This window comes from Rhodospirillales bacterium (assembly GCA_016699855.1).
Taxonomy (GTDB): domain Bacteria; phylum Pseudomonadota; class Alphaproteobacteria; order Reyranellales; family Reyranellaceae.
In genome coordinates this window covers 4,417,802-4,441,833 of the sequence record CP064988.1, presented here as the reverse complement: position 1 = coordinate 4,441,833, position 24,032 = coordinate 4,417,802, and the positions used below count along the sequence as shown (strand labels likewise).

Annotated in this window: 20 protein-coding genes and 3 pseudogenes; 12 read left to right on the top strand and 11 right to left on the bottom strand. The window is 71.0% G+C overall.

Annotated elements, in window-relative coordinates; all coding sequences use genetic code 11:
• Nucleotides 1-58 precede the first annotated feature (58 nt).
• Both IPK81_20980 and IPK81_20975 read left to right on the top strand, forming a co-directional pair.
• Nucleotides 59-874 carry a hypothetical protein gene (locus IPK81_20980; protein ID QQS11973.1) on the top strand — a complete coding sequence of 272 codons (816 nt, stop codon included), beginning with the start codon at nucleotides 59-61 and terminating at the stop codon, nucleotides 872-874.
• A gap of 40 nt (nucleotides 875-914) precedes the next feature.
• Nucleotides 915-1,576: pseudogene (locus tag IPK81_20975) on the top strand (HAD-IA family hydrolase).
• Here the strand turns inward: IPK81_20975 and IPK81_20970 are convergent.
• Nucleotides 1,573-2,394: an aldo/keto reductase gene (locus IPK81_20970; GenBank protein ID QQS15199.1), complete on the bottom strand. Its 822-nt coding sequence runs from the start codon at nucleotides 2,392-2,394 to the stop codon at nucleotides 1,573-1,575. The pseudogene IPK81_20975 and the gene IPK81_20970 overlap by 4 nt on opposite strands.
• Nucleotides 2,395-2,798: 404 nt before the next feature.
• Here IPK81_20970 and IPK81_20965 point away from each other — a divergent pair, with 404 nt between their 5' ends.
• From IPK81_20965 to IPK81_20945, 5 genes are all read left to right on the top strand, one after another.
• Nucleotides 2,799-3,449 (top strand): hypothetical protein, encoded by a 651-nt coding sequence (locus IPK81_20965; protein QQS11972.1) that lies wholly within the window; start codon nucleotides 2,799-2,801, stop codon nucleotides 3,447-3,449.
• A 2-nt stretch (nucleotides 3,450-3,451) separates the two neighbouring features.
• Complete coding sequence (locus IPK81_20960; GenBank protein ID QQS11971.1) at nucleotides 3,452-4,846, top strand: hypothetical protein; 1,395 nt, start codon at nucleotides 3,452-3,454, stop codon at nucleotides 4,844-4,846.
• A gap of 5 nt (nucleotides 4,847-4,851) precedes the next feature.
• Nucleotides 4,852-5,295, top strand: a complete 444-nt coding sequence (locus IPK81_20955; GenBank protein QQS11970.1) for a hypothetical protein — start codon at nucleotides 4,852-4,854, stop codon at nucleotides 5,293-5,295.
• A gap of 144 nt (nucleotides 5,296-5,439) precedes the next feature.
• Nucleotides 5,440-6,969, top strand: coding sequence for a biotin carboxylase (locus IPK81_20950; protein ID QQS11969.1), 1,530 nt, complete (start codon nucleotides 5,440-5,442; stop codon nucleotides 6,967-6,969).
• Nucleotides 6,970-7,002: 33 nt separating this feature from the next.
• Complete coding sequence (locus IPK81_20945) at nucleotides 7,003-8,619, top strand: AMP-binding protein (GenBank protein ID QQS11968.1); 1,617 nt, start codon at nucleotides 7,003-7,005, stop codon at nucleotides 8,617-8,619.
• 48 nt (nucleotides 8,620-8,667) lie between these two features.
• On the opposite strand, the pseudogene IPK81_20940 reads toward IPK81_20945, so the two are convergent.
• The 3 genes and pseudogenes from IPK81_20940 to IPK81_20930 form a co-directional block, all read right to left on the bottom strand.
• A pseudogene (locus IPK81_20940) lies at nucleotides 8,668-9,668 on the bottom strand (IS30 family transposase).
• 124 nt (nucleotides 9,669-9,792) lie between these two features.
• On the bottom strand, nucleotides 9,793-10,722 hold the full coding sequence (locus tag IPK81_20935; protein QQS11967.1) for an alpha/beta hydrolase: 930 nt from the start codon (nucleotides 10,720-10,722) through the stop codon (nucleotides 9,793-9,795).
• A 6-nt stretch (nucleotides 10,723-10,728) separates the two neighbouring features.
• Nucleotides 10,729-11,421, bottom strand: coding sequence for a VOC family protein (locus tag IPK81_20930; GenBank protein QQS11966.1), 693 nt, complete (start codon nucleotides 11,419-11,421; stop codon nucleotides 10,729-10,731).
• 149 nt (nucleotides 11,422-11,570) lie between these two features.
• Here IPK81_20930 and IPK81_20925 point away from each other — a divergent pair, with 149 nt between their 5' ends.
• Complete coding sequence (locus IPK81_20925) at nucleotides 11,571-12,635, top strand: phosphotransferase (GenBank protein ID QQS11965.1); 1,065 nt, start codon at nucleotides 11,571-11,573, stop codon at nucleotides 12,633-12,635.
• A gap of 18 nt (nucleotides 12,636-12,653) precedes the next feature.
• Here IPK81_20925 and IPK81_20920 read toward each other — a convergent pair whose 3' ends face one another.
• Nucleotides 12,654-12,950, bottom strand: coding sequence for a PAAR domain-containing protein (locus IPK81_20920; protein QQS11964.1), 297 nt, complete (start codon nucleotides 12,948-12,950; stop codon nucleotides 12,654-12,656).
• Between the two features lie 99 nt (nucleotides 12,951-13,049).
• Here IPK81_20920 and IPK81_20915 point away from each other — a divergent pair, with 99 nt between their 5' ends.
• Nucleotides 13,050-14,579 (top strand): methylmalonyl-CoA carboxyltransferase, encoded by a 1,530-nt coding sequence (locus IPK81_20915; protein QQS11963.1) that lies wholly within the window; start codon nucleotides 13,050-13,052, stop codon nucleotides 14,577-14,579.
• Between the two features lie 21 nt (nucleotides 14,580-14,600).
• Here IPK81_20915 and IPK81_20910 read toward each other — a convergent pair whose 3' ends face one another.
• Nucleotides 14,601-16,526: an MBL fold metallo-hydrolase gene (locus IPK81_20910; GenBank protein ID QQS11962.1), complete on the bottom strand. Its 1,926-nt coding sequence runs from the start codon at nucleotides 16,524-16,526 to the stop codon at nucleotides 14,601-14,603.
• 117 nt (nucleotides 16,527-16,643) lie between these two features.
• On the opposite strand from IPK81_20910, the gene IPK81_20905 reads away from it, so the two are divergent.
• On the top strand, nucleotides 16,644-17,486 hold the full coding sequence (locus IPK81_20905) for a TauD/TfdA family dioxygenase (GenBank protein ID QQS11961.1): 843 nt from the start codon (nucleotides 16,644-16,646) through the stop codon (nucleotides 17,484-17,486).
• Nucleotides 17,487-17,499: 13 nt separating this feature from the next.
• Here IPK81_20905 and IPK81_20900 read toward each other — a convergent pair whose 3' ends face one another.
• Complete coding sequence (locus IPK81_20900) at nucleotides 17,500-17,955, bottom strand: MaoC family dehydratase (GenBank protein QQS11960.1); 456 nt, start codon at nucleotides 17,953-17,955, stop codon at nucleotides 17,500-17,502.
• A gap of 132 nt (nucleotides 17,956-18,087) precedes the next feature.
• Between IPK81_20900 and IPK81_20895 the strand changes: the two genes are divergently transcribed.
• Nucleotides 18,088-19,251 (top strand): acyl-CoA dehydrogenase family protein, encoded by a 1,164-nt coding sequence (locus IPK81_20895; GenBank protein ID QQS11959.1) that lies wholly within the window; start codon nucleotides 18,088-18,090, stop codon nucleotides 19,249-19,251.
• Between the two features lie 205 nt (nucleotides 19,252-19,456).
• The gene (locus IPK81_20890) at nucleotides 19,457-20,101 is read left to right on the top strand and encodes a histidine phosphatase family protein (protein QQS11958.1); all 645 of its coding nucleotides are present in this window, start codon (nucleotides 19,457-19,459) and stop codon (nucleotides 20,099-20,101) included.
• 14 nt (nucleotides 20,102-20,115) lie between these two features.
• Here the strand turns inward: IPK81_20890 and IPK81_20885 are convergent, their stop codons facing one another.
• The 4 genes and pseudogenes from IPK81_20885 to IPK81_20870 all read right to left on the bottom strand — a co-directional run bounded on the left by IPK81_20885 (nucleotide 20,116) and on the right by IPK81_20870 (nucleotide 24,006).
• Complete coding sequence (locus IPK81_20885; protein QQS11957.1) at nucleotides 20,116-20,634, bottom strand: PaaI family thioesterase; 519 nt, start codon at nucleotides 20,632-20,634, stop codon at nucleotides 20,116-20,118.
• 105 nt (nucleotides 20,635-20,739) lie between these two features.
• The gene (locus tag IPK81_20880) at nucleotides 20,740-21,864 is read right to left on the bottom strand and encodes an endo-1,4-beta-xylanase (GenBank protein ID QQS11956.1); all 1,125 of its coding nucleotides are present in this window, start codon (nucleotides 21,862-21,864) and stop codon (nucleotides 20,740-20,742) included.
• 14 nt (nucleotides 21,865-21,878) lie between these two features.
• Nucleotides 21,879-22,737, bottom strand: a pseudogene (locus tag IPK81_20875) (alpha/beta hydrolase).
• A gap of 90 nt (nucleotides 22,738-22,827) precedes the next feature.
• Nucleotides 22,828-24,006 (bottom strand): aminotransferase, encoded by a 1,179-nt coding sequence (locus IPK81_20870; GenBank protein QQS11955.1) that lies wholly within the window; start codon nucleotides 24,004-24,006, stop codon nucleotides 22,828-22,830.
• Nucleotides 24,007-24,032 lie beyond the last annotated feature (26 nt).

The window sequence follows — 24,032 nt, the reverse complement described above, 5'->3', positions numbered from 1 at the left end:
CGCAAGCGGCGGCCAGGTGCGATAGTTTGGTTGGAAATCGAACATCGGGGTCCGTTCGATGTACCGTCTTCTACCGTTGCTCTCCGCGCTGCTGTTGGCGCACGCTGCTCTCGCCGCCCCGCCGAGCGACGCCGACCGCGAGCGTTTCGAGCCTCTCCTGAAGGCGGTATCCTCGAAGCCCGAGGGTGGGCGTACCGGCGCAGGTGGCGGCGAGAGCTCGGCCGTCGCGCAGCAGTTCTCGCCACGGGTCCGCACAGTTCTCTGGCCGCGACAGGCGCCGCGCACTCCCGCGACACCGCGTGACAACTTTGTCGACAACCCGTTGACCGACTTCGTGGCAAGAGGGATCCACACCATCGATGATTTCGTGCTTCGTGATGTGCGCATCAGCACAAACGGCGATCTTGCGCGCATCGTCGGCGATGCGACCCTGGTCGACTGGTTCATGGTCGACGTCTCCAGACCCTCCGATAGTCCGCGATTCGAGCGCAAGGAGGTGCGCCTTCGAATCGTGAAGATAGGAAACGCTTGGAAGATCGATCGCATCGACGCCGCGCCCTTGGACCCGGACGCCAGATCCTGCGAGGACCGGCGCCATGAGCCGTCCAGCGCCTACGGCCATCCTCTGACGTTCTATATTCCTAACCTGTCCGGCCGGATCGTCGAGGTGGTGTATCGCACGGACGACACGCTGGTGATCCTTCGGGAGCGGCTCGGCGATTGGTGTTTGTCGATGCCGACGAGGGATTCGCTACCCGCGATGGGAATCCCGGACGACGCGCTCCAGCCGTATCGCGAGCTACGCGTCAACGTCCTCCTCCACTGGGTCGACCAACGGAAGGCGCTCGCCGTCCCGGCGATCCTCGGGCCATGACGGACACCGCTCGCACTGGCCCCGCAGCGGGAGGGTTGAGTTGCCGACCACCGCGCTGATCTTCGATTTCGACGGCACGATCCTCGACACCGAGACGCCGGAATTCGAGTCGTGGCGGCTGGAATACGCGGTGTTCGGCGTCGAGCTGCCGCGCGCGCTGTGGGCGGCGATGATCGGCACCCACGACACCTCGGCGTTCGAGCCCTACGGCTACCTCGAGGCGACCATCGGCGCGCCGCTGGACCGCGAGCGGCTGCGCGCCCGCCGCCGCGCCGCCATGCACGACTTGATCGCCGCCGAGCGGCCGCGTCCCGGGATCGAGGGCTGGATCGCCGCCGCCCGCGGCCGCGGCATGGGCCTGGCCGTCGCCTCGACCTCGCGGCGCGACTGGGTCGAGCGCCATCTCTGCGGCGCCGGGCTGGGGACGCGTTCGACCATCTCGCCTGCGGCGACGAGGTCGAGCGCGTGAAGCCGGCGCCGGACCTCTACCATCTCGCGCTAGACCGCCTCGGCGTCGATGCGCGCGCGGCCATCGCGATCGAGGATTCGCCCAACGGGGTCGCCGCGGCGAAGGCCGCCGGCTTGTTCTGCATCGCCGTGCCCAATCCGATGACCGCCGGCCTTGATCTCTCCGCCGCCGATATCCGCGTCGACAGCCTGGCCGGACTCGACCTCGCCGAAGCCTTGCGCGCCGCCGGCTAGGTCTCGATCTCCTTCACCATCCGCGCGCGCAGGGCGGCGTCGGGCAGCGGGCCCGAGCCGGCGGCGGCGTTGTCGCGCATGTGGCGGGCCTGGCTGGTGCCGGGGATGACGCAGGTCACGGCGGGGTGGCCGAGCAGGTATTTCAGCAGGATCTGCGCCCAGCTCGCGCAGCCGATCTCCGCCGCCCAGCCCGGTAGCGGCCGCGGCGCCAGCCGGCGGATCAGCCCGCCGCCGCCGAACGGCATGTTCACGACCACCGCCACGCCGCGCTCCGCCGCCGCCGGCAACAGGCGCCGCTCGGCGTCGCGGTCGTCGAGCGCGTAGTTGACCTGCACGGAATCGAACGCCTCGGCGCGCAGCGCCGCCTCCAGCTCGTCGTGCGCCGAGGCGGTGTAGTGCGTCACGCCGATGTGGCGCACGCGGCCCTCGCGCTTCCACGCCCGCAACGTCGCGAGATGGGTGCGCCAGTCCACGAGATTGTGGATCTGCATCAGATCGACCGGGTCGGCCGCCATGCGCCGCATCGATTCGCGCATCTGCGCCACGCCGGCGTCGCGGCCCTGGGTCCACACCTTGGTGGCGACGAAGGCCTTGTCGCGCGCCTTCAGCGACGTCAGCAGATCGCCGACCACGCCCTCGGCGGCACCGTACATCGGCGAGGAGTCGATCACCGAACCGCCGGCCTCGAACAGCGCGCGCAGCACCTCGGCGAGCGGCGCCCGCGCGGCGGCGTCCGCGCCGACATCGAACACGCGCCAGGTGCCGAGGCCGATCACCGGCAGCTTCACGCCGGTCGAGGGGATGGTCCGTGTCAGCATGCCCGCTCCCATCTGGGCGCTGGAGGGCACGGCGCGCCCGGCCGCGGTCGCCGCCACGCCGGCGAGGAACGCCGCGCGCGTCAGTCGCGCCGCCTTCGCTTTGCCGGGTTCCGCGCCGCGTTCGTCCATCGTCATCGCCCCCGTCGGCCGACCGGCCGGACGGCGCAACGTAGAGCAAATCGCGGCTTATGGGAGCGGCCGGCCGCTCCTTGCCGCGAGCACAGCCGGCGCCGCCAGAGCGGCGGCGCCCCGCCGGCACCACCAGCACCGAAGCAGCGCCGCCCCCCTCCGGGGCCGTCTTCCGAGGGGGCGCCAGCGCCATCCCTACGCGCCGGGTCGCACCATGGCGGCCGGCGTCATCCCGAGCGCAGCGAGGGATCTTTCAGTGGCGGAAAGATCCCTCGATGCGCTCCGAATTCCGCGACCGGCTGTTGTCGGCCCTGTTCTTCGCCTCCGGCTTCGCGGCGCTGACCTACCAGCCGTGCTGGCAGCGGTTGCTGTTCGACGCCTTCGGCATCGATCTGCACTCCATCACCATCGTGGTGTCGACCTTCATGCTCGGTCTCGGCGTCGGCTCGCTGATCGGCGGGGCGGTGGCCGACCGGTTCCCCGCCCGCACGACCACCGCGTTCATCTGCTTCGAGGCGGCGATCGGGCTGTTCGGCGCGGCCAGCGGCTGGGTACTGCCGGCGGTGGGCGACGCATTCGTCGGCGCCTCGTTCGCCACCGTGGCGGTCGCCAACTTCCTGCTGCTGCTGATCCCGACCACGATGATGGGCGCGACCCTTCCGCTGCTGGTCGCCAACGCCGTGCGCACCCGGCGGGCGGCGACCGGGGTCGACGATGACGGCGACGTCGGCGTCGAGACCGGCCGGCTGTATTTCGTGAACACGATGGGCGCCTGCGCCGGCGCCGCCGTGCCGACCTTCGCGCTGTTCCGGTTCACCACGCTCGACGGCGCCATCGCGCTGGCCGCCGCCGTCAACGCGCTGGTGGTGTGCGCCGCGTTGCTGTTCCTGCGGACGCCCGCGCCGGCGAACGCGGCGGAGGCCTGACCATGCCCCGCTACCTGCCGCACGCGCTGTCGTTCCTCGCCGGCTTCCTGAGCCTCAGCCAGGAGATCCTGTGGACGCGCCTCGTCGCGTTCTCGTTCGGCGGCATCCCGCAGGCCTTCGCCTTCGTGCTCGCGACCTACCTGTTGGGCATCGCGCTGGGCGCCGACATCGGCAAGGACCTCTGCCGCCGCGCCTCGGCGCGCGGGCTGGCCGGCGTCGACCTCCAGCGCGCCCTGCTGCGCCATTGCGGCTGGGTGTTCGTCATCGCCGCCGGAATCGACGTCGCCGGACCGTGGCTGTTCGCGTTGGCGCACGGCAGCGCCGTCGGTTCCGGGGTCGCGGCGCTGGCGATGATCACCACCGCGCTGGTCAAGAGCGTGCTGTTCCCGATCGTGCACCAGCTCGGCGCCGGCGCCGACACGCGCCGCCTCGGCGGCGGCTTCTCCAAGGTCTACTGCGCCAATATCCTCGGCTCGACCTGCGGGCCGCTGGTGACCGGCTTCTACCTGCTCGACGTCGTGTCGCTGCAGACAGCGCTGGCGCTGGTCGCGGCGTCGAGCGCCGTGCTCGGCGCGACGCTGCTGGCCGCGATCCCCCGCGCCGCCGGCGAAAGCGCGCCGCTGCCGGAATCGGCGCGCGCCAGCTCGCGCCGTCAGGAGGCGCTGCTGCGCATGTTCACGCCGCCGGCCGCCCGCGCGACGTTGGCCGACGGCGGCGTGGTCGTGGCGCTGGCCGGCGCCGCGCTGCTCGGACCCTTCAACCTGGTCGAGACCGTGGTCGAGCGCGGGCTGGCGCGCGATCCCAACGTCGCGTCGACCGAGGTCCGGCATCTCGTAGAGAACCGCCACGGCATCGTGCACACGCTCGTCGACTCCGCGCGCGGCGACATCGTGTTCGGCGACGGCGTCTACGACGGCCGGGTCAACCTCGATCCGCGCACAAACGCCAACCGCATCGACCGCATGTTCTATTTCGCCGCCGCCGCGCAAGACGCGCGGCGCGTGCTGGTGATCGGCCTCAGCGCCGGCGCGTGGACCCGCCTGCTGCAGGGTCTGCCGAACCTCGAGCGCATCGACGCCGTCGAGATCAACCCCGGCTACGTCGAGCTGATCCGGCGCTATCCCGCCGTCGCGCCGCTGCTCGACGACCGCCGCATCGTCGTCCATGTCGACGACGGCCGCCGCTGGCTCAAGCGCCACCCGGCCGAGCGATACGACCTGATCGTGATGAACACCAGCGTGCACTGGCGCGCCTACGCCACCAACCTGCTGTCGCGCGAGTTTCTCGAGATCGCCCGCGGCCACCTCAATCCCGGCTCGACGACCGCCGCATCGTCGTCCATGTCGACGACGGCCGCCGCTGGCTCAAGCGCCACCCGGCCGAGCGATACGACCTGATCGTGATGAACACCAGCGTGCACTGGCGCGCCTACGCCACCAACCTGCTGTCGCGCGAGTTTCTCGAGATCGCCCGCGGCCACCTCAATCCCGGCGGCATGATCACCTACAACGGCTCCGGATCGGACGACGCGTTCAAGACGGCGGCTTCGGTGTTCCCGCACGCGCGGCGCTACGAGAACTTCATCCTCGGCTGGATGGCGCCGCCCGACCTGCCGCCGGCCTTGATCGAAAAGCGCCTCTGGGCGATGACGCTGGATGGCAAGCCCATCCTCGATCCGGCGGCCGAGGCCGACCGCCGCGTGGTCGCGGGCATCGCCAACCGGAAGCTCGTGACCATCGCCGAGGTCGAGGCGGCGTCGCGTCGGAAGCTGGAGATTGTGACCGACCGCAACATGGTCACCGAGTTCCGCCACGGCAGCGCGATCTCCGGCGCCGCGCCGCACTGATCGACGACCACGCGCGCCTCCACGGCGCTGAAGCGGCGGCGCGATCGCGTCACGGCGCGCTGGCGGGCGGCGGCGCGCGTGCTATCGTCGCGGCATGAACAGCCGTTTACCTCGACCGATCCCGCCACGCCGCCGGGTGGCGTCGTGAGCGAGAAGCCCGCCGACGCCGCCCCGCGCGGCGATCTCCAGCGCGCCCGCGAGGCGCGCGCGGCGACCCTCGACGACGCCCGTCCGAAGGCCGTCGCGCAGCAGCGCAAGCGCGGACGCTGGACGACGCGCGAAGCGATCGCGGCCCTGACAGATGGCGGCAGCTTCGTCGAGTATGGCGGCCTGGTGCGCCCGGCCGTGAAGGGCATGGAAGGCGCCGCCGACGGCATCGTCATGGGCACGGCGCGCATCGACGGGCGGCCGGTCGACCTGATGTTCTACGACTACACGGTCTACGCCGGCACGCAGAGCGCGATGAACCACCAGAAGGCGACGCGCATCTTCGAGCACGCCGAGCGCAACCGGCTGCCGGTGGTGTGCTGGCTCGACGGCGGCGGCGCGCGGCCGCACGACATGACCGTCGACACCCGTGGCGCCACGCCGACCTTCGTGGTGTTCGCGCGCCTGTCGGGGCTGGTGCCGACCATCGGCATCCTGCCGGGCCGCGCCTTCGCCGGACAGGCCAACCTCGCGGGCATGTGCGACCTGCTGATCGGGCTGGAAGGCACATCGATGGGCATGGCCGGCCCGCCGCTGGTCGAGGCCGCGCTGGGCGTGCGGCTGACGCCGGAGGAAATCGGCCCGATCGACGTCCACGTCGCTTCGGGCGTGGTCGACGTGCTGGTCAAGGACGAGGCGCAGGCCATCGCCGTGGCGAAAAAATACCTCGGCTACTTCTCCGGACCGTCGCCGACATTCACCGCCCCGCCCGATCCGACCGCCTTGCGCGACATCGTGCCGGAGAGTCCCCGTCGCGCGTACAACGTGCGGAAGGTGATCGACGGCCTCGCCGATGTCGGCAGCGTCCTCGAGCTCAAGCCGGCGTTCGGCCGCGCGGTGGTGACCTCGTTGATCCGGCTGGGTGGACGTCCGGTCGGCGTGGTCGCCAACCAGCCGATGTTCCTGGCCGGCGCGATCGACAGCCCGGCCTCGGTCAAGACGGCGCGCTTCATCCAGATCTGCGACGCCTTCGACATCCCCGTGCTGCTGCTGTGCGACACGCCCGGCCTGATGGTCGGTCCGGACGTCGAGAAGACGGGGCTGGTGCGCCACAGCGCCCGCGTGCTGACCGCCCTGGCCAACGCGACCATCCCGGTGATGACCGTGGTGCTGCGCAAGGCCTACGGGCTGGGCTACTACATCATGGGATCGCGCCCGCTCAATCCCGCGATCCTTCTGGCGTGGCCGACCGCGGAGTACGGTGGCATGGGCCTGGAGGGCGCCGTCAACATCATCTACCGGCAGGAGCTGGAGGCGGTCGCCGACCTCGACGAGCGCGCCGCCCTCCACAAGCGGCTCACCGACGAGCTGAAGCGCTCCAACACCGCCGTCGAGGTGGCGTCGCGCTTCCACTACGACGACGTGATCGATCCGGCGGACACGCGTGAAATCCTCCTGAACACTCTGGCGACCGTCCCACCGCCACCGCCGCGCGCCACCCGCAAGCGGTTGATCGAGCCGTTCTGAGCGCGGCGCCGGGACGTCCATCGGAGAGAAGCGATGACCACGACATGGCGCGATCCGCGCATCCCCGCCGCCGAGGATTGCGTGTTGCGGCCGCTGCTGGAGCGGCGCGCGGCCGAGACGCCCGACAAGGAGTTCGCGCGCTTCGCCGACGGCACGGTCTGGACCTACCGCCAGACGCTGGAGATCACGCGGCGCACCGCCGCCGGCCTGCGCGCGCTGGGCGTGGCGCAGGGCGACCACGTGCTGTCGTGGCTGCCCAACGGGCCGGACGCGGTCCGCGTCTGGTTCGGCCTCAACTACCTCGGCGCCGTGTACGTGCCGATCAACCTCGCCTACCGCGGGCGGTTGCTGGAGCACGTCGTCGAGAACTCCGACGCGAAGTTGATCGTGGCGCACGCCGACCTCGTGGGACGCCTGGCCGACGTGTCGCGCGCCAAGCTGACCGACGCGGTGCTGCTCGGCGGCGCCGGCGCGCCGGTGCCGGGTTTGACCGCGCATCCCGCCGCCGCGCTCGAGCCGGCCGACGCCGCGCCGCCGGCGCTAAACCGCGACATCGCGCCGTGGGACACGCAGTGCATCGTCTATACGTCCGGCACGACCGGCCCGTCGAAGGGCGTGCTGTCGTCCTATCTGCAGGCCTACTCGATGGGCAACGACCCCTTCCACTTCATGGGGCCGGACGACCGCTACATGGTGAACCTGCCGCTGTTCCATGTCGGCGGCACGATCGCGGTCTACACGATGCTGATCAAGGGCGGCTCCGTCGCCGTGGTCGACGCCTTCGACACGGCGTCGTTCTGGCGCGTCGTGCGCGAGACGCGGACGACGACGGTGGTGCTGCTGGGCGTCATGGCGACGTTCCTGGTCAAGCAGCCACCCGGCCCGCAGGACCGCGACCACACGCTGCGCACCGCGATCATGGTGCCGCTATGCGAGGACACCGAGGCGTTCTCCGCCCGCTTCGGCTGCGACATCTACACCGTCTTCAACATGACGGAGGTCTCGACGCCGCTCGTGTCCGGCCGCAATCCCGGTCCGCTCGGCACGTGCGGAAGGCCGCGGCCCGGCGTCGAGGTGCGCGTGGTCGACGAGAACGATTGCGAGGTCGCCACCGGCGAGGTCGGCGAGCTGATCGTGCGCACGGACCGCCCGTGGGCCATGAACCACGGCTACTATAAGAATCCCGAGGCCACGGTGCGGGCGTGGCGCAACGGCTGGTTCCACACCGGCGACGCCTTCCGGCTCGACGCCGACGGCAACTATTTCTTCGTCGACCGCATGAAGGACGCGATCCGCCGCCGCGGCGAGAACATCTCCTCGTTCGAGGTAGAGACCGAGGTCTGCGCCCATCCCGCCGTCAAGGAGGCGGCCGTCGTCGCGGTGCCCAGCGAGTTCGCGGAGGACGAGGTGCTGGCCGTGGTCTCGCCGGTCGACGGCGCCAGCATCGATCCGGAGGAGCTGACGCGGTTCCTGATCCCGCGCATGGCGCACTTCATGGTGCCGCGCTACGTGCGGATCGTCGACGCGCTGCCCAAGACGCCGACGCAGAAGGTGCAGAAGCACATGCTGCGCACGGAGGGCATCACCGCCGACACGTGGGACCGCGAGAAGGCCGGCATCCGCCTGCGGCGGGAGAAGATCGGCGTGTAGCGGCGATCCGCGAACGGGCGCGATCGCGCCCGCGAACCGTCGTCCCGAGCGCAACGAGGGTGTGGATTCACATTCGAGGCGCAACAGTTTGTCGAAGAAGACCTCGGCCGGGGACCTGAAGGCGAGGCACTTGCGGGGCGTGTTGTTGTAGGCGGCAATCGCGGCGTCGAGGCGGTCGAGAGTGATCGTGTCGAGGTCGGTCTTGCGTGGCAAGCGTCCGCGCAGGCGTCCGATGGCGTTCTCGACGCCGCCCTTCTGCCACGGGCTGTGGGGGTCGCAGAAGAAGGCGCGGAGGCCGAGGGCGTCGGCGAGCGAGCCGTGGCGGGCGAACTCCGTGCCGTTGTCGAAGGTGATGGTGCGTCGCAGGCGGGGATCGAGCCGCTGGAACCAGGCGAGAAGCCGCTCGGCGACGGGTCCGGGGAGCTTGCCGGGCTGGTGCGCCGCCAGGACCAGACGGGACTTGCGTTCGTGGGCGACGAGGATGGTCCGGCCGGGCGTGGCGAACGACATGAGGTCGCCCTCCCAGTGGCCGAAGGTGCGGCGGCCGTCGACGCCGGGGGGCCGTAGATCGATGGGGACGCGGCCCTTGATGAGATCGTCGACGGAGCGTTTGCGCCGTCCGAGCCGGCCGCGGCGGTGCTTGCGGCGCGGCAGGTAGTTGCGCCAGGCGGCGTCGTTGGTGCGACGGCGCTGGGCGTGGATGAAGCGGTAGATGCTCTCGTGGCTGATGCTGGCGGCGCGCTCGCGTCCGAGGCGGCCGGCGACCTGCTCGGGCGACCAGCCCTGGGCGAGGCGCCCGAGGACGAGGCCGCGCAGGTCCGCGTCGCGTTCGAGGCGGAGCCGGTCCATCGCCGGGCGCGGGCCTGCTCCTGGGCGTAGGCCGGCCTGTAGCCGACCGTGGTCCCGCTGTTGCGCCTCAGCTCGCGCGAGATGGTCGATGGCGCGCGATCCACAGCTGCAGCGATCTGGCGGATCGACTGGCCGGCTTGTCGAAGGCGGGCAATCTCGCACCGCTCGTCGAGGTCGAGGTGGTCGTATCGTGTACCCATGGCAACACCTTAAGCTGGTGTTGCGCCTCGTTTGTGAACTCAGGGGGATCTTGAGAGCGTCGGAATGATCCCTCGCTGCGCTCGGGATGACAGCGGAGACGGACCCGCGCGCCGGCGCCCTACCTCAACGCGGCGCCAGTATCCGCAGCCAGTCGCAGGCGGCGGCGAGCTCGGCGCGGGCGGCGGCGCAGTAGGACATCGCGCGCAGATGCCCGTGGATCAGACCGGTTCCCGGTCTGAACGCGACCGGCACGCCGGCGGCGCGCAGCGCGTCGGCGTAGGCGCGGCCGTCGTCGCGCAGCGGATCGTGCTCGGCGACGGCGACGAAGGCCGGCGGCGATCCGGCGTGGTCCGGCGCCAGCAGCGGCGCCACGCGCGGGTCACGCCACAGCGACTCGTCGGGGCAATACGTCGACCACGTGCCTCGCACGCCGGCTGAAGTGATGATCGGCCCGTCGCCGTTCTCGACGTAGGACGGCCGCGACGAGCCGGTGTCGACCGCGGGATAGAACAATAGCTGGCCGACCGGCGCCGACGGCGCACCGCGCCGCGCCAGGCAGATCGCGGCGGCGAGGTTGCCGCCGGCGCTGTCGCCCCCGACCGCGACGGCGTCGGCGCGGACGCCGAGACCGGCGGCGCTCGCGCGGACCCAGTCCAGCGCGGTCCCGACATCGTCGAATCCCGCGGGGAACGGCCGCTCCGGCGCCAGCGCGTAGTCGACGCTGACGACCGTCCAGCCGGCGTCGCGGGCGATCACTATCGCGATGTCGGCATGGGTCTCGGGACTGCCCATCACGAAGCCGCCGCCATGCAGGAACACCAGGCACGGGGCGTCCGTGTCGCCGGTGCGCCGGAACACGCGCACGCGCACCGAGCGTCCGGCGTGCGCGGCGATACGCTCCTCCTCGACGAGCCCGTCGGGAAGCGCCGGCCGCAAGCCGGCGGCCAGCGATTCGATGCGCGCGCGGCGGTCGGCGATGGTCGCGACCGGCGGCGCGGCGGCCCAGGCGGCGTCCCAGAACGCGAGGAACGGCAGCAGTTCGGGGTCGATCACCCCGTCCTACTCCGCCGCGAGCCGGACCGGCGGCGTCGTCTCGCTGCGCACGCGCGTGTACTCGTCGTCGGGCATCGCCACCATCGCCTTGTAGCGCGCCTCGGGATAGACCATGTGCGGCTTCGCGGGATCGACGGGCGGCTGCGGCAGCGGCGGCCCGTCGTTGCGGCACGCCGCCGGCGCCTTGTAGCGCGCCAGCTCCTCGGCGCTGATCCCGGCCAGCCCGACGACCTCCGGATCGATCCACGCGCGCGCGTCGATCGGTACCGGCGAGGTCGACAACTCGAGGCTGAGATTCTCAGGGCCCGCGAAGTAGATCGACTTGCAGAAGCCGTGGTCGATCGGGCCGAACACGTTGATCCCGCGCGAGCGGATGCGGTCGCGCATCGCCAGCAGCTCCTCGTCGCCGTTCACGTTGAGGGCGAGGTGCTGCATCGCGCCCGGCGCGCAGGGGGCGCCGGCGTTGCCGGAATGCGTCACGCCGATCTGGCGCGGCACCTTGGCGATGTCGGGGCTCTGCACGAAGGCGATCGAGCAGGTGTCGTTGAGCTTCACGAAGCCGTGCCACGCGCCCTTGACGCCATGCATCCAGTACAGCGCCACGAGCTCGGTGCCGAGCACGTCGGAAAAGAACGCGATCTGGGTCTTGATGTCGGCCGTCGTGATCGCGAGGTGGTGCAGGCCGTCGGGCTTGGTCATGGATGTCTCCGGCGGAAGGTTCCGCGGCAGCGTGGACCGCATGCCGGAACCGCGCAAGCCGGCCATCGACGGCGCCCCGGACCGGCGCTAAACAGTCGTTCACCCCACGCCGTCCGCGCGACGGCCCGACACGACGCGGGAAGCCCGACATGACCGATCTGCCCGACAATCTGACGCCGGTGCGCGAGAACCACGTGTTCGACGAGGCGAAGCTCGCGGCGTTCATGAAGGACAACGTCGACGGTTACAAAGGCCCGTTGCGCGTGCTGCAGTTCGAGGGCGGCCAGTCGAACCCGACCTTCCATCTGACCGACGGCGGCGGCCGCGAATACGTCATGCGCAAGAAGCCGCCGGGCAAGCTGCTGCCCTCGGCGCACCAGGTCGACCGCGAATACCGCGTGATCAAGGCGCTGGGCGACCACACCGACGTGCCGGTGCCGAAGGCGTACGCGCTGTGCCGCGATCCCGACGTTCTGGGCGTCGATTTCTACATCATGCAGTTCCTGCCGGGACGCATCCTCGCCGATCCGATGATGCCCGGTATCTCGCCGGTCGACCGCGGCCGGATCTTCGATTCGATGAACGACGTGCTCGCCCGCATCCACAACGTCGACTACAAGGCCGTCGGCCTCGGCGATTTCGGCCGCCAGGGCCAGTACATCCAGCGCCAGGTGTCGCGCTGGACCCAGCTCTACGACCTGTCGGCCACCGAGCACATCGAGACCATGGAGCTGCTGAAGAAGTGGCTGCCCGGCAACATCCCGCCGCTCGACGAGACGCGCATCAACCACGGCGACTACCGGCTGGGCAACACGATCGTGCATCCGACCGAGCCGCGGATCATCGCGGTGCTGGACTGGGAGCTGAGCACGCTCGGCCATCCGCTGGCCGATCTCGGCTACAACTGCATGACCTACCATTTCGGCGAGGGCTTCGGCGCGTCGAGCGGCTATGCCGGCCAGGATCTGAAGGCGCTGGGCATCCCGTCGGAGGCCGACTACGTCGCGGCCTACGCCAGGCGCACGGGACGCGATGGAATCCCGGACTGGGATTTCTACGTCGCCTTCTCGCTGTTCCGCCTCGCCGGCATCGTGCAGGGCGTCTACAAGCGCGGACTGGACGGCAACGCGTCCTCGACCACGGCGACGAAGTACGGCAACCGCGCCCGCTACATGGCCGACATGGCGTGGAACCTGGTCAAGCATCGCGCCTGAGGAATGACGCCGGTCCGCCTACGGCCCGATGACCACGGTCAGACATCCCGTCACGACGTTTCCGCCGTGCATCGTGATGTCCTGAAGAATGCGGATCGCCATCAGATTGTTCACGAGGACACTCGGTGACCCGATGACGAAAACGTCGGGCACGCCGACGCAGGTCGCCTTGTCGGTCACCCGCGCCTGCGGCAGCCCGCCGGTCAGGACCGTGATCGCGCAGGGTGGCAGGACAGGTCCGCCGACATGCGGCTTCGGGCCGTCGGACATTGGGCAGATGTGCGGATCGCCGACACGGGCGGCCAAGTTGGCCATGTTGCGCCCCAAAAAAGCGAGTTATCACTCATAAATTACCCGATCGCCGGCGGCGACGCCAGCGGAATCTTCAGCCGCGCGCGGCAAGGGAGCATCTGGATGGCCCACGACGACGGAATCGCCGAATTCGGCCGCCGCACGGCGGCCGCGCTGGCCATGGGCGGCCCCGACCGCCTCGCCCGCCGCCGATCCAACGGCCTGCTGAACGCCCGTGAGCGGATCGAGGCCTTCCTCGATGCCGGCTCTTGGGTCGAAGAGGGTCGCTACGCCGTGTCGGCCAACCCCGCCGACCGCGATACCACACCGCAGGACGGCCAGATCCACGGTTTCGGCAAGGCCGGCGGCCGCATGGTCGCGGTCGCGGCCAACGACCTCACCGTCAAGAGCGCCTCCTCCGCCGAGATCAACAGCCGCAAGGCGCGCTGGCTGCTACGGACGGCGGTGCGGACCGGCGTGCCGCTGGTGCATTTCGGCGCCTGCGGCGGCGCCCGCATGCCCGACGCGCAGGGCGCCCGCGGCATGGCGGTGTTCGGCAACGAGCTGAGCTACGACCGCCGCCGGCGCATTCCGATGATCAGCGCCGTGGCCGATCCCAGCTTCGGCGGCTCGTTCTGGATGGTCTGCCGGTCGGACATCGTGGTGATGCGCAAGGGCGCGATCATGGCCGTCGCCAGCCCCAAGGTGAACCGCGTCGCCATCAGCGAGGCGTCGGACTGGGCCGAGATCGGCGGCTGGGAGATGCACACCGAGGTCACGGGCATCGCCGACCTGGCGGTCGACACCGAGGACGAGATGTTCGACGCGGTGCGCCGCTACCTCTCCTACCTGCCGTCGCACCAGAACGAGGCGCCGCCCGTGGCCGCCGTGACGCCGGGCTCGGGCGACGAGATGGCGTCGATCCTCGACATCGTCCCGGAGAGCCGCGCCAAGGTCTACGACGTGCGCCGCGTGATCCGCGCGGTGTTCGACAAGGACAGTTTCATGCCACTGCGGGAACGCTACGGCAAATCCTGCGTCACCGGATTCGCGCGGCTCGATGGAAAGCCGGTCGCCGTCGCCGCCTGCAACCCGATCTTCAAGGGCGGCTCGCAGGACGACAAGTCGATCGACAAGTACACCAATCTGCTGGTGCTGGCCGACAGCTTCAACCTGCCGGTCGTCATCCTCGCCGACACGCCGGGATTCCTGATCGGCATCGAGGGCGAGCGCGCCAAGGTCGGCGCCCGCATCATGAACAACCTGCAGGCCCTGGAGCTGACGACGGTGCCGAAGATCGGCGTCATCCTGCGCAAGAGCTACGGGCAGGCCTACCTGAACTTCGGCGGCGGCACGACCGACGAGCTGGCGGCGTGGTTCAGCGCCGATATCGGCTTCGTCGATCCCAACGTCGGCGTCAGCGTCGTGCACAACCTGACCTACGAGCAGGATCCGGAGCGCTACAAGCGGCTTGCGGCCGAGATGGCCAGGGACAGCTCGGCCTACGACCTCGCCGGCATGTTCGCCGCCCAGCACGTGATCGACCCGCGCCACACCCGCGAGTACCTGATCCGCGCGCTGGAGATCCACCACCGCCGCCGCGAGGGCGGCATCGGCCAGCACCTCATGGCGGCGTGGCCGCGGGTGACGTGAACGCGGCGCGGGTGCCGGGGATCAGCGCGGCGCCGGCCCCGGCGTCAGGATGTCGAACATCAGCGGGAAGTCGTCGAGCATGGCGAAGAGCGCCGTGACGACGCCGGCGTCGCCGTCGACCTTCAGCGCGCCGGCGTCGATCGCCGCGGCGGCCGTGGTGGCGTTGACCATCAGCGCGTCGAGCGTCGGGCGCGCCGTCGTCACCACCGCGGCGGCCGGCGGAGAGGACCGGCCCGGCCGTTGGGTCAGGGTCGAGTTCTCCAGATTGAGCGCGACGTCCTCGCCGGTGTCGGTGAAGCGCCAGTCGATAGCGAAGCGCCGCCCCGCGACCTTGTCGACGTTCAGCCGCACGCCCATGAAGTCGAAGAAGATGCTGGTGTCGACCGCCCGGATGAGATCGGGGCTGAGGATCGGCCGCGGCGGCAGGCGCAGCGGGCCCCAGCGCAGCTCGCGGGCGCCGAACAGGTAGGCGTTGCGCCACGTCGCCGACTCGGCCTGGTAGCCGAGCTGCTCCAGCGCGTCGGCCGCCAGCTCGCGCGCCTCGCGATTGGCGGGATCGGCGAACACCACGTGGTACATGACCTGCGCCACCCAGCGGTACTCGCCCTTCGCGAAATCGGCCCGCGCGCGCGCGAGCACCGCTTCGGCGCCGCCCATGTAGTCGACGGTCCGCTTGGCGGTCTCGACCGGCGGCAGCGGGCTGAGGTTGGCGGGGTTGCCGTCGTACCAGCTCAGGTACTTCTGGTAGACCGCCTTGGCGTTGTGGCTGACCGTGCCGTAGTAGCCGCGCGACGACCAGTCGCGGCGCAGCTCCGGCGGCAGATCGAGCTTCTCGGCGATCTCCGCCGGACGCAGGCCGAGATTGGCCATGCGCAGCGCCTGGTCGTGGATGTGCTTGTAGAGGTCGCGCTGCCGCGCGAGGAACGCCCGGACCGCGTCGCGGCCCCAGGTCGGCCAGTGGTGCTGGGCGATGAGCACGTCGGTGCGCGGCCCGTACATCTCCATCGCCTCGGCGATGTAGCGCGACCACAGCCTGGTGTCGCGCGCAGCGGCGCCGCGCAGCGGGATGAAGTTGTGCAGATGGCGCGTGACGTTCTCGGCCATGTTCAGCACGCCGAACTGCGGGAAGAACATGTGCATCTCGGCCGGCGCCTCGCTCTCCGGCGCGAGCTGGAAGTCGATCTCGACGCCGTCGATGACGCGGCGCTCGGTGACCGCCTCGATCAGCGTGGTCGGCGGGATCAGCGTGACGCTGCCGCGCGCGGTGACCTTGCCGAGGCCGGCGTCGACCTGCTCGCGCGCGCCCGGCGGCAGCAGCGGGCCGAACTGGAACATGGCGCGCCGCGTCATCGCCACCCCGGCCAGCACGTTCTCGCCGCCGACCGCCTCCATGAATCCCGACGGCGCCACGATCTGGACGCGGCCGGCGCGCGCGTCGTCCTCGGTCGCCACGCCCTTCACGCCGCCGTAGTGGTCGACGTGGCTGTGGCTGTAGATCACCGCGACGACCGGCCGGCGCGGGCGGTGGGCGTAGTAGAGCTCGAGTCCGGCGCGCGCGACCTCGGCGGTGGTCAGCGGATCGATCAGGATCACGCCGGAGTCGCCCTCGACGATCGTCATGTTGGCGAGGTCGAAGCCGCGGATCTGGTAGACGCGGTCGACGACCTTGAACAGCCCGTTCTCGAGGTTCAGCCGCGCCTGCCGCCACAGGCTCGGGTTGACGGTCGGCGGCGCGGCCGGCCCGTCGATGAAGGCGTAGGCGTTGAGGTTCCAGACGACCGTGCCGTTGTCGGTGCGCACGATCCCGTCGGGCACGCGCGCGATCAGCCCGCGGCGCGCGCTCTCGAAATCGGCGGTGTCGTCGAACGGCAGCGCGTCCAGCACGGCGGCGTTGCGCGCCCGGGTGGCCGGCTCGGCGTCCTTCGGCTGGGTCGGCTCGCTGGTCATCGTCGTCCTCTCCCCCTGCCCGGCGCGGCCGTCATGGCGGCCTTCGGCGGAAACATGGCCCGCGACGGGCGCGATAGCGTAGGATGCGGCCAATCAAGAAGCGAGGAGGAAAGCCCGATGGCTCTCGCGATCACACCGCTCGGCGACCGTTTCGCCGCCGCCGCCGAGGGCGCCGATCTCAGCCGGCCGCTCGACCCGGAGACGGCCGCGACCTTGCGCGGCGCGCTGCTCGACAATCTCGTGCTCTGCATCCGCGGACGGCCGCTCAATCCGCTGCCCTACCGCGACGCCATGCGCGCCTTCGGCACGCCGATGAAGCAGATCACGCCGGCCGGCACGCATCCGGAATGCGACGAGATCCTGATCCTGTCGAGCGAGGACAAGGATGTGCTCGGCGACGGCAAGAAGCTCGTCGTCGGCGCCCATTGGCACACCGACGACAGCTACAAGGCCGTTCCGTGCTCGCTGACCATGCTGCACGGGATCGTGGTGCCGGAGACCGGCGGCGACACGCAGTTCACCAACATGTACGCCGCCTACGACGATCTGCCGGAGGCGACGAAGCGGCGGATCGACGGGCTGCGCGTCGAGCACACCTACGATTCCAGCCGCAAGGGCACCCGTGTCGCCAAGCGCACCGACGCCGACATGAAGGCGATGCCGCCGGTGGTGCATCCTCTCGTCCGAACGCATCCGGAGACCGGCCGCAAGGCGCTCTATCTCAATCCCAACCGGATGGAGCGGATCGTCGGCATGGAGCGGGCGGAGAGCGACGCGCTGCTCGACGAACTGATCGCGCACGCGACGCGGCCGGAGAACCAGTACCGCCATAGATGGCGCACCGGCGACATCGTGATCTGGGACAACCGCTGCACGATGCACAAGGCCAACGCCGACTATCCCGAGGGCGCGCGCCGGCGCATGCACCGCGTCATCGTCGAAGGCACCGTCCCGGTCTGAACGCCGCGAGGCGTCACGCCGCGGGGCGCCGGCGCATCAGGGCCTGGCGGCGGCAGTAGGCCACCTCCTCGCCGCGCTGGTTGAAGGCGCGGTGCTCGAACTCGACGATCCCGGCGTTGGGCCGCGACTTGCTCTCGCGCACCGACACCACCTTGGTCCGCATCTTCAGCGTGTCGCCGTGGAACACCGGCTTGGGGAATCGCGTGTCGGTCATGCCGAGATTGGCGACGGTCGTGCCGACGGTGGTGTCGTTGACCGTGATGCCGATCATCAGGCCGAGCGTGAACAGGCTGTTGACGATGCGCTGGCCGAACTCGGTCTTCGACGCGAACTCCTCGTCGAGATGCAGCGGCTGCACGTTCATGGTCAGCGAGCTGAACAGCACGTTGTCCATCTCGGTCACGGTGCGCGTCCAGGCATGGTCGAACTCCATGCCCTCGCGGAACTCCTCGAACCATAGACCGGCCACGGCGCCCTCCCCTGCTTCCAGATCCGCGGCCACCGCCGGCCGCGCGACGCCGCACCTTGTCGCGCCGCCCTCGACACGGCAACCGCGTTCCGGCATGTCCGGTGCGCGAAATCCCCGCGCCGGAGCACGCCGATGTCCGCCAACGCCCGTCCCTCGCCATACTTCCGCGAAGAGCACGACATGCTGCGCGAGCAGCTGCGGCGGTTCATCGATTCCGAGGTGAAGCCGCACGGCGACCGCTGGGAGGAGGACGGCGCCGTCCCGCGCGAGGTGCTGCGGCGCATGGGCGAGCTGGGGTTCCTCGGCATCCGCCATCCCGAGCGCCACGGCGGCGGCGCGATGGACTCGCTGGGCAGCGTCGTGCTCGCCGAGGAGCTGGCCCGCTCGACCTTCGGCGGTTTCGCCATCACCGTGCTGGTGCACACCGACATGGCGTCGCCGCATCTCGCCAACGCCGGCACGCCGGCCCAGATCGACCGATACATGCCCGACATCGTCGCCGGCCGCGGGATCTGCGCCGTCGCGGTGACGGAGCCCGGCGCCGGCTCCGACGTGAAGGGCATCCGCACCACCGCGCGGCGCGACGGTGCGGACTACGTGCTGAACGGCACCAAGATGTTCATCACCAACGGCGTGCACGCCGACATCTATTTCGTCGCCGCCAAGACCGACGTCCGCGCCAAGGGATCGGCCGGCATCTCGATCTTCATCGTCGAGAAGGGAACGCCGGGATTCACCGTCGGCCGCGCGCTGCGCAAGAGCGGCTGGCTGTCGTCCGACACCGCCGAGCTGGTGTTCGAGGACGTCCGCGTCCCGGTGGAGAACCTTCTGGGCGAGGAGAACCGCGGCTTCTACGCCATCATGAGGAACTTCCAGAACGAGCGCCTCGTGCTGGGCGCGCAGGCCGTGTCGGAGGCCGAGACGGCGCTGGAGATGACCGTGCGCCACGTCATGGACCGCGCCGCGTTCGGCGCCAAGTTGTGGGACAAACAGGTGATCCGCCAGCGGCTGGCGATGCTGGCGGCCAAGGTCGCGGCCGCGAAGCAGCTCGTCCACCACACCGGCTGGCTCGACGCGCAGGGGATCGAGTGCGTGCGCGAGGTGTCGATGGTCAAGGCGCTGTGCGGCGAGCTGGTCAACGAGACGGTCTACGACTGCCAGCAGTTCCACGGCGGCATGGGCTACATGCGCGAGTCGGCGATCGAGCGCATGGTGCGCGACGCCCGCGTCCAGGCGATCGGCGGCGGCGCCACCGAGGTGATGCTCGAGGAGGTCGCCAAGCGCATGGGCGGGTGAGGACGACCGGCCGCCCGACTCCGGACCGCGCTCCACGCCCGCCCCGCTGTCTTCCCGAGCGGAGCGAGGGATCCATGGCCGGCGCCCGTGTCCCGCGCCGCGCCCGGGACGACGGATAGGGCCGGCCCGCCACGCCAGCCGCCTCATCCACTGGCGCGGCGGGCGGCGGCGGTCTAGGAAACGGACGGGCGGACGGGAGAACGGCATGTCGACGACGGCGGCGACGGAGAACACGGCGGGACAGGACGCGCTGCGCGCGGCGGCGCGGGCGTGCGGCTTCGCGCCGGCGCGCGACCATTTCCTGTTCCTGCGCCACGGCCGCACCCCCGGCAACATCGCGCGCGTCTACCAGCACCCCGACATCCCGCTGGCGCCGGAGGGCTTCGCCGACGCCGAGGCCGCCGCGCAGGCCCTCGCCAAGGTCGATTTCGACCACATCTTCGCCAGCGACATGGCCCGCGCCTGGCTCACCGCCGGACGCGTCGCCGACGTCACCGGGCGGCCCGTGCGCCTGTGCCGCGCCCTGCGCGAGCGCTACTTCGGCGACTTCATCGGCACGAGCAGCGTCGGGCTGGACTGGCGCATCGATCCGCCCAACGGCGAGACCATGCTCGGCTTCATCGAGCGCACGGCGCGCGGCGTCGAGTCGCTGCTGGCGCCCGGCCCGGCGCCGCTGCTGGTCAGCCATGGCGGCGTGCTCCGGGTGCTCGCGGGCGCGCTCGATGTCGAGCTCGACGAGACCATGACGGCCAACGGCGCGCCCCTGGAGTTCACGCGCGACGGCGCGCGCTGGCGCGTCAAGCTGCTGGCGATGCCGCTGCTGGTCTCGCAGCAGCTCGGCGCGGCGTAGGCGCCCGGCGCCGCCTAGTGCGGCGCCCGCAGCGGTACGATCGCGACGGTCTCGGTCGCGTGGGCGTAGAGGCGGCCGGCCTCGTCGACCAGCTTCGCCTCCGACGTCGCCAGCGTCCGGCCGCTCGACAGCACCGTGGCGATGGCGCGCACCGGCCCGGTCGCCGCGGTCACCGGCGCGACGTAGTTCACCTTCATCTCGATGGTCGACGCGAAGGTGCGCGGCGGCAGCGTGGCGTGGACGGCGACCGCCAGCGCGGTGTCGAGCAGCGTGGCGATCCAGCCGCCATGCGCCGTGCCCATCACGTTGCGGAAGGCGCGCGCCGGATCGGCCTGGAACACGGCGCGGCCGCCGCCGACCTCGATCGGATAGATGCCGGCCTCGGCGGCGAATTCCGGCGACGGCAGCTCGCCGGCGCCGATCGCCGCGAAGACGCGGCTGCCGGGCCAGTCCGCGATGCGCTCCAGCGGCAGCGGGCCCGGCGGCGCCAGGCGGCCGCGGATGGCCTCGACTTCCTCGATCCAGACGGACATGGCGGTCTCCTCGCGACGACGACGCGGCGGGAGATACGCCGCGGCCGCGACGGCGTCGAACGCGGCTATCTCATGGCCCGATGAGGAACGTCGCCGCGGCGGCGGTCAGCGCGGCCGCGCGTCGGTCAACGCCGCGGCGAGCGACACGTGCGCCAGCTTGGGCGCGAGGTCGCGGTCGAACGGCAGCGGCCTGGGCTTCGCGGAGTCGGCGCGGCGGTGCGACGGCTCGACGCCGTCGACCACCCAGCTGTAGCGGTCGGAGATTCCCCAGGTGACCACCGTCGTCACCGCGCGGCAGGCCAGCGTCGCGGCGAGGAAGCGGCGGTACAGCTCGGCGACCTCGGCGTCGCGCAGGGTGATCTCGGCCGGCGAGGCCGCGTCGTTGACGTCGAGCTCGGTCACGAGGATGCGCAGCCCCAGCGCGCGCACGCGCTCCAGCCAGCGCAGCCACCGGTCGCCGTCGAACGGGCTGCGCGTCGCGAGATGGCCCTGCACGCCGAGCGCGTCGACCGGCACGCCGCGGTCGAGCATGCGCTTGAGCAGCTCGAGCACCTTCTCGCGCTTCGGGTGCAGCGGGTTCCAGCCCTCGTGCTCGACGCCGAAATCGTTGTAGACCAGCTCGGCCGCCGGATCGGCGGCGCGCGCGGCGCGGAAGGCGACGTCGATGTAGCGCTCGCCCAGCTTGGCGAGGAACAGCGACGCGCGGAGCCCGTCGGGCCGGCCGTCGACGGGACTCACCGCCTCGTTGACGACGTCCCACGAGCCGATGCGCCCGGCGTAGCGGCCGACCGTCGTGGCGGCGTGCGTCTCGATGTGGCGCTCCATATCCGCGGCCGACACACGGGCGTCGAGCCACGCCGGCATGCTGCGGTGCCACAGCAGCGTGTGGCCGCGCACCGCCGCCCCGTGCCGGCCGGCGAAGCGCATCAGGCGGTCCGGCGCGGCGAAATCGTAGACCCCCGGCCGCCGCGCGACGGGATGCCATTTCAGCTCGTACGACGGCACCAGCACGGCGCTCTCGCGCGCCTGCAGCGCCGCGTAGGCCGGATCCTCGAGCGCGTCGATGCGGACCGAGCTGCCGTAGACAAGGCCGCGCGCGGCGGCGAGCTCGCGCAGCGGCGGTCCGTGATGCGCCGCGGCGGTCGCGGGCGCCAGCGCCGCGCCGGCGAGGCCGGCCAGCAGCGCGCGCCGCGTCGGCGCCCGTGGGCTTCCCGTCGCCCGCGCCGCCACCGCCCGCGCTCCCGCTATCCGGCCGCGGCGTCGAGGCGTGGCAGCCATTTGCCGGCCTCGACCAAGGCGATGAAATCCCATAGCGCGCGGTTGAACGCGTCCGGTTCCTCGAGGTTCACGGTGTGGCCGGCCTTGGGCATCACCAGCAGCCCGGCGTTGCCCATCACGCGCTTCAGATAGAGGCTGGGCTGCAGCACGTTGTCGTCCTCGTCGCCGGCGACGATCAGCGCCGGCACGGCGCAGCGCTTCCATTCCTCCTCGAAATCGTAGAGCGACGGCCGCCGTCCCTGGTACTCGGCCATGGTGTGGGCGGCGCCGACCGTGTCGTGGCCCTTCAACTCCTCCATGAACACCGCGAAGCCGCGTGGATCCTTCTGGCGGTGGCGCAGGCGGCTGGGTCCGACGCCGTAGCTCTCGGCGAAGGCGCGCTGGCCGTCGCGGCGGATGATCTCGGCGTTGGCGCGCGACCCCGCGGCGAACTCCTCGTGCAGGTGCTTCTCGGCGCCGAAGCCGCAGCCGCAGATCGCCGTCGACAGCGTCCGCGCGGGATAGCGGCGCGAAATGCGCCACGGCGAAGCCGCCCATCGACAACCCGCAGACATGGGCGCGGTCGATACCCAGCCCGTCGAGCACGCATAGGATGTCGTCGACGACGCGGTCCTGGCCGTATTTCGCCGGATCGTCCGGCACGTCCGACGGCGCGTAGCCGCGGAAGGAATAGGTCACGCAGCGGTGCTTGCGGGCGAAGAAGCGCATCTGCGGCTCCCACGCGCGCCAGTCGCCGGCGTATTCGTGCACGAACACCAGCGGCGTGCCCGAGCCCGCCTCCTCGTAGTACAGCCGCACGCCGTCGTCGCAGGTGATGTAGGGCACGGTGTCCTCCGTCGCGGGCGGCGCCGCGGTCTTGCCCCTCTCCGCCGCTCAGGCGCCGCGGACGGCGCCGACGCGGGGGAGGGGGAAACTCTAGATCGCCCGCTCCAGCCGGTCGAACACCTTCGGCACCACGGCGTCGGCGACGTTGGCGAAGGCGAAGCGGATGAAGCGGTCCTGCCCCGGCCCGCCGAACATCGAACCGGGGATGGTCAGCACATTGTGCTCGTCGGCCAGCCATTTCGACACCTCGGCCGAGGGCCGGTCGGCATAGGGATGCTCGACGTAGGCGAAATAGGCGCCGATGCTGACCAGACGCCAGCGGTTGGCGCGGTCCAGCCCGGCGCGGAACATGCCTTGCCGCGCCGCCAGCGCCTCGGTGTTGCGCCGCGCCCAGCCCGACAGGTTCTTGAGACCGTAGAGCGCCGCCTCCTGCGCCAGCCTCGGCGGGCAGATCGAGACGCAGTCCATCGCCTTCTCGATCTCCGCCATCAGCGGCGCGCCGCAGGTGATGGCGCCGCCGCGGTAGCCCGTCAGCGCGAACACCTTGGAGAAACTGTAGAGGTGCACGACCGTGCGCTTCCAGTCGGGATCGTGGAACAGACGGTGCGGCCGCACGCCTTCGGCGAGGAAATCCTTGTAGGTCTCGTCGAGCACCAGCGCGATGCCGTGGCGCTTCGCGAGTTCGTAAAACGCCGCGATGGTGCCCGGCGGATAGACCGCGCCGGTGGGATTGTTCGGCGTCACCAGCACGATGGCCTTGGTGCGTCGCGTGATCAGCTTCTCCGCGTCCTCGGCGTCGGGCACCGCGCCGGAGCCGGGCCGGAAGTCGAGCGGCACCGGCGCCACGCCGAGCATGCGCAGCCACATGTCGTGGTTGAAGTAGTGCGGCCGCGGCAGGATCACCTCGTCGCCCTGCTTGGCCAGCGCCATCATCGCCAGGCAGAAGGCCTGGTTGCAGCCCGAGGTGATGCCGACCTCGCCGGCGCCGATCGCGCCGCCGTAGAACGCGGACTGGTGCGCGGCGTAGGCCGCGCGCAGCTCCGGCACGCCGAGGATCGGCGTGTAGCCGTGCTTGGTCGGATCGCGCAGCACGCCGGCGAGATGCTCGCGTAGATCCTCCGGCGGCGGATGACCGGGCACGGCCTGCGCCATGTCGATCAACGGCTTGTCGGCGGGGAAGGCGCGGTTCAGCACCCAGCCCTTGGTCTCGGCGATGGGCGACGGGGCCACGGCCGCGAGTAGCGGATTGGCGATGGGCGCGACGTTCATAGCAGCCGTGATAGCCGATCCGCGCC